Source organism: Reyranella humidisoli (genome assembly GCF_019039055.1).
GTDB lineage: Bacteria > Pseudomonadota > Alphaproteobacteria > Reyranellales > Reyranellaceae > Reyranella > Reyranella humidisoli.
In genome coordinates this window covers 383,603-399,001 of the sequence record NZ_JAHOPB010000003.1, presented here as the reverse complement: position 1 = coordinate 399,001, position 15,399 = coordinate 383,603, and the positions used below count along the sequence as shown (strand labels likewise).

General features: G+C 66.5%; 16 protein-coding genes. 4 read left to right on the top strand and 12 right to left on the bottom strand.

Translation table 11 applies throughout. From position 1 onward, the window contains the following. Positions 1-6 precede the first annotated feature (6 nt). Both fabZ and gloA read left to right on the top strand, forming a co-directional pair. Complete coding sequence (fabZ, locus tag KQ910_RS25375) at positions 7-483, top strand: 3-hydroxyacyl-ACP dehydratase FabZ (RefSeq protein ID WP_216966573.1); 477 nt, start codon at positions 7-9, stop codon at positions 481-483. Between the two features lie 26 nt (positions 484-509). Beyond that, on the top strand, positions 510-923 hold the full coding sequence (gene gloA, locus KQ910_RS25370; protein ID WP_216966571.1) for a lactoylglutathione lyase: 414 nt from the start codon (positions 510-512) through the stop codon (positions 921-923). A 153-nt stretch (positions 924-1,076) separates the two neighbouring features. Here gloA and KQ910_RS27060 read toward each other — a convergent pair whose 3' ends face one another. The 5 genes from KQ910_RS27060 to gltX form a co-directional block, all read right to left on the bottom strand. Beyond that, entirely contained in the window at positions 1,077-1,205 is a 129-nt protein-coding gene (locus KQ910_RS27060; RefSeq protein WP_255560331.1) for a hypothetical protein, read from the bottom strand. A gap of 105 nt (positions 1,206-1,310) precedes the next feature. Beyond that, positions 1,311-2,609, bottom strand: a complete 1,299-nt coding sequence (gene gltA / locus KQ910_RS25365; protein ID WP_068193792.1) for a citrate synthase — start codon at positions 2,607-2,609, stop codon at positions 1,311-1,313. 121 nt (positions 2,610-2,730) lie between these two features. Then, complete coding sequence (locus KQ910_RS25360; RefSeq protein WP_216966569.1) at positions 2,731-3,630, bottom strand: DMT family transporter; 900 nt, start codon at positions 3,628-3,630, stop codon at positions 2,731-2,733. Positions 3,631-3,712: 82 nt separating this feature from the next. Further along, positions 3,713-5,410 carry a glutamine--tRNA ligase/YqeY domain fusion protein gene (locus tag KQ910_RS25355; protein ID WP_229600972.1) on the bottom strand — a complete coding sequence of 566 codons (1,698 nt, stop codon included), beginning with the start codon at positions 5,408-5,410 and terminating at the stop codon, positions 3,713-3,715. A 14-nt stretch (positions 5,411-5,424) separates the two neighbouring features. Further along, positions 5,425-6,831 (bottom strand): glutamate--tRNA ligase, encoded by a 1,407-nt coding sequence (gltX, locus tag KQ910_RS25350; protein ID WP_216966567.1) that lies wholly within the window; start codon positions 6,829-6,831, stop codon positions 5,425-5,427. Between the two features lie 85 nt (positions 6,832-6,916). Here gltX and KQ910_RS25345 point away from each other — a divergent pair, with 85 nt between their 5' ends. Continuing rightward, entirely contained in the window at positions 6,917-9,043 is a 2,127-nt protein-coding gene (locus KQ910_RS25345) for a ComEC/Rec2 family competence protein (RefSeq protein ID WP_216966565.1), read from the top strand. Positions 9,044-9,057: 14 nt separating this feature from the next. Here KQ910_RS25345 and lexA read toward each other — a convergent pair whose 3' ends face one another. The 5 genes from lexA to trpD all read right to left on the bottom strand — a co-directional run bounded on the left by lexA (position 9,058) and on the right by trpD (position 13,431). Continuing rightward, entirely contained in the window at positions 9,058-9,807 is a 750-nt protein-coding gene (gene lexA / locus KQ910_RS25340; protein WP_216966563.1) for a transcriptional repressor LexA, read from the bottom strand. A gap of 108 nt (positions 9,808-9,915) precedes the next feature. Next, entirely contained in the window at positions 9,916-11,130 is a 1,215-nt protein-coding gene (locus KQ910_RS25335; protein ID WP_229600970.1) for a molybdopterin molybdotransferase MoeA, read from the bottom strand. Between the two features lie 8 nt (positions 11,131-11,138). Continuing rightward, the gene (gene moaC / locus KQ910_RS25330) at positions 11,139-11,624 is read right to left on the bottom strand and encodes a cyclic pyranopterin monophosphate synthase MoaC (RefSeq protein WP_216966559.1); all 486 of its coding nucleotides are present in this window, start codon (positions 11,622-11,624) and stop codon (positions 11,139-11,141) included. Then, positions 11,621-12,421 (bottom strand): indole-3-glycerol phosphate synthase TrpC, encoded by an 801-nt coding sequence (trpC, locus tag KQ910_RS25325; protein WP_216966557.1) that lies wholly within the window; start codon positions 12,419-12,421, stop codon positions 11,621-11,623. Before trpC ends, moaC begins: the two co-directional genes overlap by 4 nt. Further along, positions 12,418-13,431, bottom strand: coding sequence for an anthranilate phosphoribosyltransferase (gene trpD / locus KQ910_RS25320; protein ID WP_216966773.1), 1,014 nt, complete (start codon positions 13,429-13,431; stop codon positions 12,418-12,420). Before trpD ends, trpC begins: the two co-directional genes overlap by 4 nt. 70 nt (positions 13,432-13,501) lie before the next feature. Between trpD and KQ910_RS25315 the strand changes: the two genes are divergently transcribed. After that, a complete protein-coding gene (locus tag KQ910_RS25315; protein WP_216966556.1) occupies positions 13,502-13,702 on the top strand; it encodes a heavy-metal-associated domain-containing protein in 201 nt (66 codons plus the stop codon). 104 nt (positions 13,703-13,806) lie between these two features. Here the strand turns inward: KQ910_RS25315 and KQ910_RS25310 are convergent, their stop codons facing one another. After that, positions 13,807-14,772 (bottom strand): Bug family tripartite tricarboxylate transporter substrate binding protein, encoded by a 966-nt coding sequence (locus tag KQ910_RS25310; RefSeq protein WP_216966553.1) that lies wholly within the window; start codon positions 14,770-14,772, stop codon positions 13,807-13,809. A gap of 20 nt (positions 14,773-14,792) precedes the next feature. After that, complete coding sequence (locus tag KQ910_RS25305) at positions 14,793-15,398, bottom strand: anthranilate synthase component II (protein WP_216966551.1); 606 nt, start codon at positions 15,396-15,398, stop codon at positions 14,793-14,795. Position 15,399 lies beyond the last annotated feature (1 nt).

Below are 15,399 nucleotides of genomic sequence, written 5' to 3'. Positions count from 1 at the left end.
ACGGTCATGAACGCCCACACCGAGAATGCCGGCGCTGTCACGGCGACATCCGTCGACATAAAGCGGATCCTGCAGATGATCCCGCATCGCTACCCGATGCTGATGGTCGACAGGGTGGTCGACATGAAGCTCGACCAGAGCGCGGTGGGCATCAAGAACGTCAGCATCAACGAGCCTTTCTTTCAGGGGCATTTCCCCTCCGAACCGGTCATGCCGGGCGTTCTGGTCGTCGAGGCGATGGCCCAGACGGCCTGCGTTCTCGTGGTCTCGACTTTCGGTTCCGATTCCGAGGGCAAGCTGGTCTACTTCATGTCGATCGACGGGGTGCGCTTCCGCCGCCCGGTCGTGCCGGGCGACCGCCTCGAGCTGCACGTCCAGAAGATGCAGAGCCGCGCCAATGTCTGGAAATTCTCCGGCAAGGCGATGGTCGAGGGCAAGGTTGCCGCCGAAGCGACCTTCGCCGCGATGATCCGCGATCGCTAGACCGTAGACGAACAGGGAGGGGGAAGATGCCCGATACCCAGGCCGCCAACTATCGCATGCTGCACACGATGATCCGCGTTCGGGATCTCGACAAGTCGCTGGCCTTCTACACCGGGCCGATGGGCATGAAGCTGCTGCGCAAGCGCGACGTGCCGGACGGCAAGTACAGCCTGGCTTTCGTGGGCTACGGCGAGGAACCCGAGCATTGCGTCGTCGAGCTCACCCACAACTGGGATCAGGAAAAGCCCTACGAGCTGGGCACCGGCTTCGGCCATCTCGCGGTCGGCGTACCCGACGCGTACAAGCTCTGCGAGGAAGTCACCAAGGCCGGCGGCAAGGTCACGCGCCCGGCGGGCCCGGTGAAGTTCGGTACGACCGTGATCGCCTTCGTGGAAGACCCCGACGGCTACAAGATCGAGCTGATCGAGCGTAAAGGCTGAGCTTCGCTCAGCCTTGGGAAGCGGCAGGATATTGCCCTCGGGGCAATGTCCGGGAGCGTCGAAGGAAGAAAAAGCCACTCGAAGCTCAAGCTGCTTTCATCCAATGAAAAAAGGCCCGCATCGCGGGCCTTAATTCGTTGAGGCGATCGGGGCCTAGAAAAACCGCCAGTTGGAGACGATCATTGTCAGCACCGCGCCGGTGACTCCGGCGATGGCGACGAACAGCCACGTCCGGGCGCCGTTGGCGCGGAAATTGTCATTGGCCGGCGGACCGAGCCGCACGACGCGCTGCCTGGTCCTCGGTGTCTGGACGGCCGCCCAGGATGTTTCCCCCCGGTGCGGCCCAAACGATGATTTCACCATGTCGCTTCCCTCCCGGAGAGCGAACTAGCCCCGCATGTGAAGCGGCTTGTAGGGGCGTTCGGTCTGTCCGTTATAGAGCTGCCGGGGACGGCCGATCTTCTGGTCCGGGTCCTCGATCATCTCGTTCCACTGCGAAATCCAGCCGACCGTGCGCGCCACCGCGAAGAGAACGGTGAACATGGAGGTCGGGATGCCGATCGCGCGGAAAATGATGCCCGAGTAGAAGTCGACGTTCGGATAGAGCTTCTTCGAGACGAAGTAGTCGTCCTTGAGCGCAATCTGCTCCATTTCCATGGCCAGCTCGAGCAGCGGGTCGTGGGTGATGCCGAGCGAGGTCAGTACTTCGTGGCAGGTCTGGCGCATGACCTTGGCGCGCGGATCGTAGTTCTTGTAGACGCGATGGCCGAAGCCCATCAGGCGGGTGTGGTCGGCCTTGTCCTTCACGCGCGACAGGAAGCCCGGAATGTTCTGCTTGCCGCCGATCTCGTGCAGCATGTTGATGACGGCCTCGTTGGCGCCACCATGGCTCGGGCCCCACAGCGAGGCGATGCCCGCCGCGATGCAGGCGAACGGGTTGGCGCCGGACGAGCCAGCGAGGCGGACGGTCGAAGTCGAGGCGTTCTGCTCGTGATCGGCGTGGAGCATGAGGATGCGGTCCATCGCCTTCTCGACGATCGGGTTCACCTCGTACTCCTCGGCTGGAACCGAGAACATCATGCGCAGGAAGTTGGCGGCGTAGGACAGATCGTTGCGCGGATAGACGAACGGCTGGCCGACCGAATACTTGTAGGCCATCGCCGCGATGGTCGGCATCTTGGCGACCAGGCGGTACGACGCGACCATGCGCTGGTGCGGGTCATGGATGTCGAGCGAGTCGTGATAGAAGGCTGAGAGGGCGCCGACGACGCCGCAGCAGATCGCCATCGGATGGGCGTCGCGACGGAAGCCGCGATAGAACTGGCTGAGCTGCTCGTGAACCATCGTGTGGTTCGTGATGTCCTTTACGAACTTGTCCTTCTGCGCCTTATTCGGCAGGTCGCCCTTCATCAGCAGGTAGGCGACTTCCATGAAGTCGCTCTGCTCGGCAAGCTCCGAGATGTTGTAGCCGCGATGGAGGAGGAGGCCTTCGTCGCCGTCGATATAGGTGATCTTCGAGCCGCACGAACCGGTCGAGGTGAAGCCGGGGTCGTAGGTGAACATCCCCGAATCGCCGTAGAACTTGCGGACATCGACCAGGCGCGGCCCCATGGTGCCGTGGATGATCGGCATCTCATAGGTCTTGCCGGTTTCGTTGTCGGTAAGCGTCGCGGTCGATTTGGCCATGGGGTGAACTCTTTCGCAGGCTCGATTCGGGCAAGGCGCGTGCACCCCGCGGGGTGCCGTTCGCCGGTTCGCCGGCACCCTAACAAGCCCCCAAAGAAGGCGCAATTGTGCAGCCGCGCCGCTATTTCGCGAGGCGTAGAAAACGCGGCAGGCGGCCATCGAGAAGAACCAGGGCGAGCCCGATCAGCAGCATGCCGGCAAACTGCTGCGGCTGCAGCCGCTCGCCGAGGACCAATGCGCCGAGTCCGATCGCCGTCACTGGTATCAGGAACGTCACCAGGAGCAAGTTGGTCGGTCCGGCCACTGCAAGAATGCGGAAATACAGGACATATGCGAGCGCGGTCGACAGCAGAGCGAGGCCCAAGAGCGCCGACCAGGTTGAGAACGAAGGCAGGGCCGTCAATTCCCAGGGCCGGTCGACCGTCAGCATGATCGGCAGAATCAACATGGCGCTTGCCGTGACCTGGCCGGCCGCCGCGTCGAGCGGCGCCACCCCCAATCGGCTGAAGCGCCGTCCGAAGACGCCGGCGAAGGCATAGGAGAGAGCAGCGCCAAGGCAGGCGAGCTGACCGGCGATGTCTGGCGCTGCGATGATCGCCCGAGGCCCCATCAATACCGCGACGCCGCCGAGACCGAGCAGCAAGGCTCCGAACTTGAGTCCGCCGATCCGTTCTTCGCGTGCGATGAAGTGTCCGACCAGCAGGCTGAAGAGGGGCGTCGTCGCGTTCAGGATCGAGGCGAGACCGGAGGCGATCTGCGTCTGGCCCCAGAAGATCAGGCCGAAGGGCAGGAGATTGTTGAGCGTGCCCATCGCGGCGAAGGAGCGCCACGGCGTGCCACGCCGGAAGAGTGGCCGGCCGGCCATGACGAGCACGACGTTCAGTGCAAGGGCCGCCAAGGCGACACGGCAGAATACCACCGTCAGCGGCTGCAGTTCGGCCAGCGCCACCTTGGCGAAGAAGAACGATCCGCCCCACAGGACGGACAGCGACAGCAACCAGATCCAGACATGCGTGCTCATCGACAGAGCCTGACGGCCGCGAGCATCGGGTTCTATCCGGTAGCCGCCCGCAATCGCGCCTCGTCTCCAGGCACCGCTACTCTTAACTCTGGACCTGAACCTTTGCCCAAGTGTCCCGCAGGTCGATCGTGCGGTTGAACACCAGAGCCTTCGACTGGCTCGCCATGTCCGGGCAGAAATAGCCCAGCCGCTCGAACTGCACCGCTTCCCCTTCAGGCGTCTCTGCCAATGAAGGCTCCAGCAGTGCGCCCGACAGGACTTCGAGCGAGCCTGGATTCAGGTCGGCGTCGAGATCGCCACCGGCGCCCGGGTCAGGGCGGTTGAAGAGCGTGCTGTACAATCGGACTTCGGCGGGAAGTGCATCCCGGGCGGACACCCAGTGCAGGGTGGCCTTTACCTTTCGACCGTCCGGCGCGTTGCCGCCGCGGCTCGCCGGATCGTAGGTGCAGCGCAGTTCGACCACGTTGCCGTCGGCGTCCTTGACCACCTCGCGGCAGGTGACGAGATAGGCGTAGCGCAGCCTGACTTCCCGCCCCACCGCCAGCCGGAAGAATTTGTTCGACGGATTCTCCATGAAGTCGTCGCGCTCGACGAAGATTTCCCGGCCGAAGCGAAGAGTGCGCGTGCCGGCGGCCGGATCCCCCGGATGGTTGACGGCCTCCAGCTCTTCGACGTGATCTTCGGGAAAGTTCTCGATCACCAGCTTGAGAGGCCGCAGGACGGCCATGCGCCGATACGCCACCTGATTGAGATGGTCGCGGATCGCGTGATCGAACATGGCGAGATCGACGACGCTGTTGGCCTTGGACATGCCGATGCGCCGAACGAAGTCGCGGATCGCCTTCGGCGGCACGCCGCGGCGGCGCAGGCCTGCCAGGGTCGGCATGCGCGGATCGTCCCAACCGTTCACGATGCCGCGCCGTACCAGATCGGTCAGGTGGCGCTTGGAAAGGACGGTGTAGCCGATATTGAGGCGGGCGAATTCGGTCTGGCGCGGCCGCGCCGGCACCGGCAGGTGGTCGAGGAACCAGTCGTAGAGGGGACGATGGTCCGCGAATTCCAGGGTGCAAAGCGAGTGCGTGACATGTTCCAGGGCGTCGGACTGGCCATGCGCGAAATCATAGGTCGGGTAGATGCACCACTCAGTGCCCGTACGCGGGTGAGACGTGTGCAGGATGCGATACAGGACGGGATCGCGCATGTTGATGTTGCCGGACGCAAGGTCGATCTTTGCGCGCAACACGCAGGCGCCGTTGGGAAACTTGCCGGCGCGCATGTCGCGAAACAGGGCGAGATTCGCTTCCACCGAGCGGTCGCGATCTGGCGAGGCGCGGCCCGGTTCGGTCAGCGTGCCGCGCATTGCCCGCATCTCGTCGGGCGGGGTGTCGTCGACATAGGCGAGGCCGGAGCGGATGAGATGCTCGGCCCAGTCGTACAATGTCTGGAAATAGTCCGACGCATGGTGCAGATGCTCGCCCCAGTCGAAGCCGAGCCACCGTACGTCCCGCTTGATGCCGTCGATGTACTCCTGCTCCTCCTTCACGGGGTTGGTGTCGTCGAAGCGAAGGTGGCAGCGGCCGCCATACTCGGTCGCAATTCCGAAATTCAGGCAGATGGACTTTGCGTGGCCAAGATGCAGATAGCCGTTCGGTTCCGGTGGAAAGCGCGTAACGATGCTCTGCACTTGTCCGCGGGCGAGATCGGATTGAACGAGGTCCCGAATGAAATCCCGGGCCTCTTCGTTCCCAGTGGCCTCCGGCATCGGCTTCTTGTCATCCATTACCTGTCTCCCGATCAAGCGGCAGCCGCCAGCAATCGCACCTTGCTCTCGGCGGGACCGAGCGCGGCCAGCACTTCGAAGATGCCGGGCGAAGTGGTCGAGCCGGTCAGCGCGACACGGAGCGGCTGTGCGACCTGGCCGAGCTTCAGCCCGTTCTCCTCGGCGAACTTGCGCACGGCTTCTTCGATCGCCTTTTCACTCCAGTCGCTCGCCTGCGGCTCCAGCGCCGGCGCGAGCTTGGCCATGACGGTACGGGCGTCGGGCGTCAGCACGCCGAGCGCCTTGTCGTCGGAGATCGGCGGCGCGCCGGTGCGTGCGTAGAAAGCAAGACTGTCCGCGAGTTCGACCAGCGTGCGTGCGCGCGGCTTCACGCCGTTCAGGCCGCGCAAGATGCGCTCGCGGCCGGCGTCGTCGACCTTGCCGCCGAGCTTCTCCTCGATGCGCGGCAGCACCAGCGGCAGCAACTCGGCATCCGGCGTCTCGCGCAGGTAGTGCGCATTGAGGTTGGTGAGCTTGGCCATGTCGAAGCGCGAGGCCGAGCGGCCGACGCCGTCGAGGTCGAACCATTCGATCGCCTGCGCCGTCGAGATGATCTCGTCGTCGCCATGGCCCCAGCCCAGCCGCAGCAGATAGTTGCGCAGCGCCGCCGGCAGGAAGCCCATGTCGCGATAGGCGTCGACGCCGAGCGCGCCGTGGCGCTTGGAGAGCTTGGCGCCGTCGGGTCCGTGGATCAGCGGGATATGGGCGTAGACCGGCTCGGGCCAGCCCATGGCGCGGATGATCTGGAGCTGGCGGAAAGCGTTGTTCAGGTGATCGTCGCCGCGGATCACGTGCGTCACGCCCATGTCGTGGTCATCGACGACGACGGCCAGCATGTAGGTCGGCGTGCCGTCGGCGCGCAGCATGATCATGTCGTCGAGCTGGGCGTTCTCGACAGTAACCTCGCCCTGCACGGCGTCCTTGATGACAGTCTGGCCGGTCTGCGGCGCCTTCAGGCGAACGACCGGCTTCACGCCGGCGGGCGCCTCCTTCGGGTCGCGGTCGCGCCAGCGGCCGTCGTAGCGCATCGGCTTGCCGGCAGCCTTCTGCGCCGCGCGCATCTCGTCGAGCTCCTGCGGCGAGGCATAGCAGTGATAGGCATGGCCCTTGGTCAGCATCTCGAGCGCGACTTCGGCGTGACGCGCGGCCCGCGAGAACTGGTAGGTGACCTCGCCGTCCCAGGGCAGGCCGAGCCACGACAGGCCGTCGAGGATCGCGGCGATCGCGGGCTCCGTCGAGCGCGCGCGATCGGTGTCCTCGATGCGCAGCAGGTACTTGCCGCCGTGGTGTCTGGCGAACAGCCAATTGAACAGGGCGGTGCGGGCGCCGCCGATGTGAAGGTAGCCGGTCGGCGAGGGGGCGAAGCGGGTTACGACGGTCATCGGCCTGGGAACTTGTGCGGGGTGAGTGCGATTTCGCCGCATTTAGGGCTAAAAAGCGCGCCGTAGGTAGGCGAGCGTCCCAAACGTGTCAAACCCACGCGTCTGGATTCTGGAGCAGCTGGACGCCGAGCGCGGCCGGTGGATGCTGTGGCTGCCCGTCGCGCTGGGGCTGGGCATCGCTGTCTATTTCGAACTGCCGAGTGAACCCGCTCTCTGGCTAGGGCCGGCACTGGCGGCCGTTGCGACGGCTCTCGCTGTCCTGTCGCCCGCGGGAAGTCTGGCGCGGGCGCTGGCTATCGGCGCGGTTGCCGCCTCGACGGGCTTGGGCCTTGTTGCCTGGCGCACCGCGAGCCTCGCGGCTCCCACGCTCAGTCGCCCCCTGTTCAGCCTCAACGTCGAGGGAAGAGTAAGCGACATCCAGCGGCTGCCCGATGGCGTGCGCGTGGTGCTCGAAGCCGTGCGCCTCAGGGGCAACGGCGTGCCGCCGCCGGAGATGATGCCGGCGAAGGTGCGCGTAACGCTGAATCGCGGTGCGCCACCGCTTACCATCGGCGACCGGCTGCTGGTTCTGGCCAATCTCTCGCCGCCGGCCGGCCCCGCGTCGCCCGGCGCTTTCGATTTCCAACGCGTCGCCTGGTACCAGCAGCTCGGCGCCGTCGGCTACGCGCTGGCGCCCGCGACGGTGATCGAGCGCGGCAAGCCCGACGGCTTCGTGCGCACGCTCGACGCGCTACGCACCGATCTGGCCGCGCGCATCCTGAAGGTGCTGCCGGGGCCCGCGGGCGGTGTGGTGGCGTCGCTGCTGGTGGGTGAGCAGACCGCCGTCGACAAGGACGTGGCGCAGGCGATGCGCGATTCGGGCCTGGCGCACATCCTGTCGATCTCGGGCCTGCACATCGTCTTCGTCGTCGGCCTCGTGATGGGCATCGTCCGCTACGGCATCGCACTCGCGCCGGCATTGGCTCTGCGCATCGACGCCAAGAAGGTGGCGGCCGTGCTCGCGCTGATGGCGGCGCTGTTCTACACGGCGCTCGCGGGCGCTCCCGTGCCGGCGCAACGCGCCTGCGCGATGGCGGCCTTCGCGCTGCTGGCCATCCTGCTCGACCGCACGGCACTGTCGCTGCGGCTTGTTGCCTGGTCGGCGGTGATCGTCCTCCTCATCGCGCCGGAATCGCTGACCGGCGCGTCCTTCCAGATGTCATTCGCCGCCGTCGTCGCCTTGATTGCCGGCTGGGAATCTGCGGCGCCCCTGCGTCGCCGCCTGCACGAGCGAGCCGAACTCTCGCATCATCGCTGGGCATGGCGCATCGGCGCGGCGATCGCTGCCAGCCTCCTCACGACCCTGATCGCCTCGGTCGCCACTGGCGCCTTCGCGGCCTACCACTTCAACCGCCTGTCATTGCTCGGCGTCGTCGCCAACCTGCTGGGCGTGCCGCTCACCGGCTTCTGGATCATGCCGTGGGGCCTGCTGGCGATGCTGCTGATGCCGTTCGGTCTGGAAGCCTTCGCGCTGGTGCCGATGGGCTGGGGCGTCGATGCGCTGAACGCCATCGCCTTCCATGTCGCGGCGTGGCCCGAATCCGCGGTTCTTGTGCCGTCGCTGCCCGGTGCGAGCCTGTGGCTGCTCACGGCCGGCGGTCTGTGGCTCTGCCTGTGGCAGAGACGCTGGCGCTATGCCGGACTGCCCGTGGTCGTGATTGGCCTGATGCTCGGTCCGCCGCCCGCGCCCGACCTGCTGATGAGTGAGGACGGTCGCGTGCTTGGCCTGCGCGACGAGAAAGGCGTCGTCCACGTGGCCTCGGCACGAACCGACCGGTTCGTGAGCGATTCGTGGGCACGGCGGCAGGGGCAGGAGGGCGCCAAACGCTGGACCGTCAGCGCCGACGAGCAGGCGTCCGGCCTCGGCTGCAATACCGGTCTCTGTCGATGGCGCAAGGGACCGTGGCGCATCGCGATGGTGAGCGACGAGAGGCGGCTCGCCGAGGCCTGCGGCTCGGCTGACATCGTGCTCGCGACTGTCGACGCTCAGGCGCGCTGCAGAGGACCGCGCCTCGTGATCGATCGGCGCGACGCCTGGAAGGAAGGAGCGCATGCGCTGTGGCTGGACGATCTCACGGTGAGGCGCGAGACCTCCAACGGCCGCCGCGGTGACCGTCCATGGGTGCCCAACAGTTCGATGCGCCAGGGCGCGGTCAAGGCACCGGGTGCCTGACGCTGACGTTCCGGTCAGTGATAGCGGCGATAGAGTCCGGCGAGGCGGCCCTGGATCTTGACCCTGTCGGGTCCGAAAATCCGCGTCTCGTAGGCGGCGTTGGCGGGCTCGAGCGCGACCGACGCGCCCTTCTTGCGCAGACGCTTCAGCGTCGCCTCGGTGTCGTCGATCAGCGCCACGACGATCTCGCCAGTCTCGGCGGTGTCGGAACTCTTGATGATGGCGATGTCGCCGTTCTGGATGCCGGCGTCGATCATCGAGTCGCCCTGGACCTCCAGGCAATAATGGGCACCCGAGCCCAGCAGTGAGACGGGAACGTCGACGGTCGTGGAATTATCGCGCAGCGCCTCGATCGGTGTGCCGGCGGCGATCCGGCCATAGAGCGGGAGGCTGAGAGCCTGGGCCTCATTGGCGGCCTGGATGGCGCCGGCCAGCGGCACGCGGTCGGCGCGCACGATCTGGGGCACGAAGCCTTCGCGGGTTTCGGAGAAGCCGGCACGGCGTGCGTCGGCCAGCAGGGGGGTCACGTTCGGTGCCGGGAGGGCCGCGCTCTCGGGCAGCTTCACGACCTGCAGCGCGCGCGCGCGATGGGGCAGCCGCCGCAGGAAGCCGCGCTCCTCGAGCCCGGTGATCAGGCGATGGATGCCCGACTTGGACTTCAACCGCAGCGCTTCCTTCATCTCGTCGAAGGAAGGAGACACGCCATCGTCGTTGAGCCGCTTGTTGATGAACAGGAGCAGTTCGTTTTGCTTGCGGGTTAGCACCGTCTTCTCCCCAGAACGCCTACCGGATTTAGGAACAAATCCTGAAACCCGGCACATGTTCTAGTTTAGTTCCGCATAAACGTCAACTTATCCCAAGGAGAACCGGGATCAGTAGCCGCCGGAAAGGCTTTGGAGATCGACAACCTGCACGGTGTCTCCCGCCTTGCGCGCGGGATCGTGGGCCGGACGAATCATCAGGCCATCACATGCCGCCAGCACCGACAGCATCGAACTGTCCTGAACGGGATGCGGGTCGACGGTGAGCGATCCGTCGCCGGAACGAGCGAGACGCGAGCGGACATAGTCCTCGCGCTGGTCGTTCTGCTTCACGTCGACCGCGAGGCGGGCGGGCACGGTGCGCGCGAGATCGCCGGATTGGCCCAGCATGCGCTCGAGCGCCGGCTTCAGGAACAGGAGCGCGCAGACCATGGTGGAGACGGGATTGCCCGGCAGGCCGAGCACGCGGGCGCGATCACGCGCGGCGAACATCAGCGGCTTGCCGGGGCGCATGGCGATCTTCCAGAAATCCATGTCGAAGCCCTGCGCCTTCAGCGCGTCCTGGACGAGATCGTGGTCGCCGACGGAGGCGCCGCCCAGGGTGATCAGCAGGTCATGCTGCGCGCCGGCTTCGATGCAGCGCTCGATCAGCTTCGCGTCGTCGCGTGCGATGTCGAACAGGGTGGGCTCGCCGCCCCAGCCACGCACGAGGGCCGCGACGGCAATGCCCGAGGAGGAGACGATCTGGTTCCGGCCGACCGGCTCGCCCGGCATCACGAGTTCGTCGCCGGTCGAGAGGATCGCGACGCGCGGCTTGCGATGGACCGAGAGCCATGGATGGTTCATGGCGGCCGCCAGCGCCACATCGCGCGTCGTGAGCGTCCGGCCTGCCTCCAGCGGCGAATCGCCCGCACTGAAGTCGAGCCCGGCCTTGCGGATGTGGCGCCCGACGCTGGGCGCCTCGAGGATGGTGATCCTCGGCCCATCCGCCTTCGTGTCTTCCTGAATAACGATCGAATCGGCGCCCATCGGCAGGGGGCCGCCGGTGAAGATGCGCACGGTCTCGCCGGGCTGCAGCGCGTGGTCGTAGGACCCACCGGCTGGTGCCTGGCCCACGAGCGTCAGCACCGCCGGGACGGCGGACACGTCGGCGGCGCGCACCGCATATCCGTCCATCGCCGAGAGGTCGGCCGGCGGCTGCGTCAGCCGCGCCCGCGGCGGCACGGCGAGCACGCGGCCGGCGGCGTCGGCGACGGATACGGTTTCCGAGGGAAGCGCCTCGAAGGCCGCGATCACGCGGGCATGGGCATCACGAACGGAGAGCATTCCCGGCTTCATCGAGCTTCCCATGTCCCCGACTTGCCGCCGGACTTGTGGAGGAGCTTCACCTCGGAGATCACCATGCCGCGGTCGACCGCCTTGCACATGTCGTAGACGGTGAGGGCGGCGACGGACGCCGCCGTAAGCGCCTCCATCTCGACGCCGGTGCGGCCCTTCAGCCTGCAGGTCGCCTCGATGTCGACGGCCTTGCGCTTCGGGTCGAGCGACAGCTTCACGTCGACCGACGACAGCGAGAGCGGATGGCAGAGCGGGATCAGGTCGGGCGTCTTCTTGGCCGCCATGATGCCGGCGAGCTGGGCCACCGCCAGCACATCGCCCTTCTTGGCCTTCTTGTCGCGGATCAGCTTGAGCGTCGCGGCCTGCATGGTCACGCTGGCGCACGCGACGGCGACGCGTTCGGTGATCTCCTTGTCCCCGACATCGACCATGCGGGCGTTGCCGCCCTCGTCGAAATGGGTGAGCGTCGCCTTGCGCTTCATGCCGCCTCGCGCACCAGGATCTCGCGCACTGCCGCCTCGACGTCGGGCTTGCGCATGAAGCTCTCGCCGATCAGGAACGACGAGGCGCCGACGCGGGCCATGCGCGCGAGATCCGCAGGCGAGCCGAGGCCGCTTTCGGCCACGAGCACGCGGTCCTTCGGCACCAGCGGCGCCAGTTTCTCGGTCGTGGCGAGATCGACCGCGAGGGTCTTGAGGTTGCGGTTGTTCACGCCGATCAGGTCGGCGTCGACCTTGAGCGCACGCTCCAGTTCCTCGCCGTCATGCACCTCGACCAGCACGTCCATGCCCCATTTGTGCGCGAGCTTCGCCAGCTCCGCGGCCATCGCGTCGTCGAGGCAGGCCATGATCAGCAGGATGCAGTCGGCGCCGAGCGCGCGGGCTTCCGGCACCTGGTAGGGATCGATCATGAAATCCTTGCGCAGGACAGGCAGCTTCACCGCGGCGCGCGCCTCCGTCAGGAACTCGTCCTTGCCCTGGAAGTAGGGCTCGTCGGTCAGGATCGACAGGCAGGTCGCGCCGCCGCGCTCGTAGGAGCGGGCGAGGGACGGCGGATCGAAGTCCGGCCGGATCAGGCCCTTGCTGGGCGAGGCCTTCTTGATCTCGGCGATCAGGCCGTAGCGGCCCTCGGCGATCGTGGCCTTGAGTGCCCTGGCGAAGCCGCGCGGCGAATCGGTGTCGCGGGCGAGGTTCTCGATGACCCTGAGCGAGCGTTGCGAGATGCGCCCGGCCACATGGCGCTTCTTGTCGGCAACGATCCGGTCGAGCGTGTCGCTCATGCGCAAATCCTCTTCAATGTCGCCAGCGCTTCGCGAGCCTTGCCGCTGTCGATCGACTGGGCGGCCATGGCGGCGCCCTCCTTCAGGTCCCGCGCCTTGCCCGCGACCATGATCGCGGCGGCGCTGTTCAGCAGAACGATGTCGCGGAAGGCATTCTTCTCGCCGCCCAGCAGGGCGTGGATCGCCTCGGCATTGTGCGCCGCGTCGCCGCCCTTCAGCTGGTCGAGCGTGGCGCGCTTCACGCCGATCTCTTCCGGCGCGATCTCGATCTCGGTCACCTTGCCGTTTTCCAGCGAGGCGGCCCAGCTCGCGGTCGTGGTGGTGAGTTCGTCCATGCCGTCCTGGCCGTTCACGACCAGCGCGCGTTCGAGTCCCAGCTGGCCCAGCGCCTCCGCGACGGGCCTGAGCCAGCGGCGATCGAACACGCCCACGAGCTGGCGCGTCACCAGGGCGGGGTTCGACATCGGGCCCAGCAGGTTGAAGATGGTGCGCGAGGGCGCCAGCTCGACCCGCGGGCCGGCGACGTTGCGCATGGCGCTGTGGTGGCGGGGCGCCATCAGGAAACAGACCCTGGCTTCGACCAGCGCCTTCTCCAGCGCCTCGATCGGCACTTCGAGGCCGATGCCGAGCGCCGACAGCACGTCGGCGGCGCCGGACTTGGACGTGAAGGCCCGGTTTCCGTGCTTGGCGACCGGGATACCGGCGCCGGCCACGACGAAGGCCGAGCAGGAAGAGACGTTGTAGGTGCCGTGGTGGTCGCCGCCGGTGCCCACGATGTCGATCGTGCCCTCCGGCGCTTTCACGCGCAGCACCTTGGCGCGCAGGGCGCGCGAGCCACCGGCCAGTTCCTCGGCCGTCTCGCCGCGGACCTTCAGGCCCATCAGGAAGGCGCCCATCTGGGCCGGTGTCGCGTCGCCCGATGTCATGATGTCGAACGCGCGTTCCGCCTCGTCGATGCCGAGGGTCTCGCCGTTGCCTACCTTGGCCAGAAGGCCGCGAAAATCGTCGATGTCGCCGCTCACCGGAACCCCGTACTTTTGCCTCTTGCCGGTTCGGCCGGCGGGCGCGAAGCTATATCACATGGCACAAGAACTCATCCTCAAGGTCACCGGCATGGATTGCGACGGCTGCGTGAAGGCCGTCACCCGGGCCGCCACCGGCGCCGGCACCGCGCCTCTCTCCGTCGACCTCAAGAGCGGGGAGATGCGTCTCCCCGAGGGCGCGGACGTCCCGGCGATCACCAAGGCGATCCAGCGGGCCGGCTTCGGCGTCGCAGCCTGAACGGCTACGGTGCTGGCATCTCCGCCGACACCCGCCGCATGTGAGAAATCTGCCGTAACTGGCAGATTTTAAATGAAAAATTACGGACGGCGAGTAGCCCTTGGCTACTCAATCTTGACGCCTGCGTCCTGAATGATCTTGCGCCACTTGGTGTTTTCGATGGCGATGTATGCCTCGAATTCCTGGCGCGATTCCTTTGCGGGCACGAAGGAGAGGCTCTTCATCTTCTCCAGCACCTCGGGATCCTTGAGGATGCGCATGACCTCGGCGCTGAGCTTGTCGAGGATGGGCTCCGGTGTCTTCCCGGGTGCCGAAAGGCCGATCCAACCTACCGCGACGACGCCCTGGATGCCCTGCTCGGCGACGGTCGGCACGTCGGGCAGGAAGGGCGAGCGGCGTTCGTCGGCAATGCCGATGGCCATTACCTTGCCGGACCGCACCGGTCCGACGGCGCCGGGAACGGCGTCTGAGAGGAGTTGGATGTCGCCGCTCTGCAGCGCCATTTGGGCCTCGGCATTGCCCTTGAACGGCACGTGCGTGAGCTTGATGCCGGCCGCGCTCTTCAGCATCTCGACCGCGAGATGGCTGGCCGAACCGTTGCCCGAGGAACCGTAATTGAGATCGGCGCCGGCCTTCGCCTTGGCGACGAGATCGGCGACCGAGCCGATGCCACTCTTCAGGCCGGTCATCAGGACCTGCGGCGTCAGCCCGATATTGGCGATCGGCGCGAAGTCCTTCTGTGGATCGTACGGCAGCTTGGGATAGAGCGCCGGGCTGATCCCGTGGGTGGAGATCGTCACCATCAGCAGGGTGTAGCCGTCGGGGGCCGCCTTGGCGGCGACATCGGCCCCGATCTGCCCGCCCGCACCGGGCCGGTTTTCCGCGATGACCTGCTGTCCCAGCGCCTTGGTGAGCTGATCGGCCATCATGCGCGCCAGGATGTCCGTTGCCTGACCGGCGGGGAAGGGCACGATGATGCGGATCGGCTTGGCCGGCCATGCCTGCGCGAAGGCCGAAGGTGCGACGCTCGACGCGGCGAGCAACGAGACGAGGGAACGGCGATCAAGCATTGGCGTGTCGTTGCCGGCGTCTAAGCCGCCTTTTTCTTGTTCTGCTGGCTGGGGTGGTCGCCCGCGATCTTGAGGAAATTCTCGAGTATCTTGTGGCCGTGTTCAGAAGCGATGCTCTCGGGGTGGAACTGCACGCCGTGGATCGGCAGCGTCTTGTGGCGCAGGCCCATGATGATGTCGCCTGTCTCCGCGGTGACTTCGAGGTCCTTAGGGAAATCCTTCCGGTCGACGATCAGCGAATGGTAGCGCGTCGCCTGGAAGGGCGAGGGCACGTCCTCGAACACGCTCTGGTTCTTGTGCGAGACGCCCGACAGCTTGCCGTGCATCGGCATGGGCGCGCGCACGACATGGCCGCCGAACACCTGGCCGATCGCCTGGTGGCCGAGGCAGACGCCGAACAGCGGCACCTGTTCCTTCGCCGCCGCCCGGATCAGGTCCATGCAGATTCCCGCCTCGTTGGGCGTGCAGGGGCCGGGCGACAGGACAATGCCGGCGGGCTTCAGGGCCAGCGCCTCATCGACCGTGATCTGGTCGTTGCGATGCACGACGCAGCGCGCGCCGAGATCGCCCAGGAAGTGGACGAGGTTGTAGGTGAAGCTGTCGTAGTTATCGATCAGGAGAAGCATG

Coding starts and splice junctions, on each gene's coding strand:
- fabZ (WP_216966573.1), top strand. CDS start 7: ATGAACGCCCACACCGAGAATGCCGGCGCTGTCACGGCGACATCCGTC.
- gloA (WP_216966571.1), top strand. CDS start 510: ATGCCCGATACCCAGGCCGCCAACTATCGCATGCTGCACACGATGATC.
- gltA (WP_068193792.1), bottom strand. CDS start 2,609: ATGGCCAAATCGACCGCGACGCTTACCGACAACGAAACCGGCAAGACC.
- KQ910_RS25360 (WP_216966569.1), bottom strand. CDS start 3,630: ATGAGCACGCATGTCTGGATCTGGTTGCTGTCGCTGTCCGTCCTGTGG.
- KQ910_RS25355 (WP_229600972.1), bottom strand. CDS start 5,410: ATGGATGACAAGAAGCCGATGCCGGAGGCCACTGGGAACGAAGAGGCC.
- gltX (WP_216966567.1), bottom strand. CDS start 6,831: ATGACCGTCGTAACCCGCTTCGCCCCCTCGCCGACCGGCTACCTTCAC.
- KQ910_RS25335 (WP_229600970.1), bottom strand. CDS start 11,130: ATGCTCTCCGTTCGTGATGCCCATGCCCGCGTGATCGCGGCCTTCGAG.
- moaC (WP_216966559.1), bottom strand. CDS start 11,624: ATGAAGCGCAAGGCGACGCTCACCCATTTCGACGAGGGCGGCAACGCC.
- trpC (WP_216966557.1), bottom strand. CDS start 12,421: ATGAGCGACACGCTCGACCGGATCGTTGCCGACAAGAAGCGCCATGTG.
- KQ910_RS25315 (WP_216966556.1), top strand. CDS start 13,502: ATGGCACAAGAACTCATCCTCAAGGTCACCGGCATGGATTGCGACGGC.
- KQ910_RS25310 (WP_216966553.1), bottom strand. CDS start 14,772: ATGCTTGATCGCCGTTCCCTCGTCTCGTTGCTCGCCGCGTCGAGCGTC.
- KQ910_RS25305 (WP_216966551.1), bottom strand. CDS start 15,398: ATGCTTCTCCTGATCGATAACTACGACAGCTTCACCTACAACCTCGTC.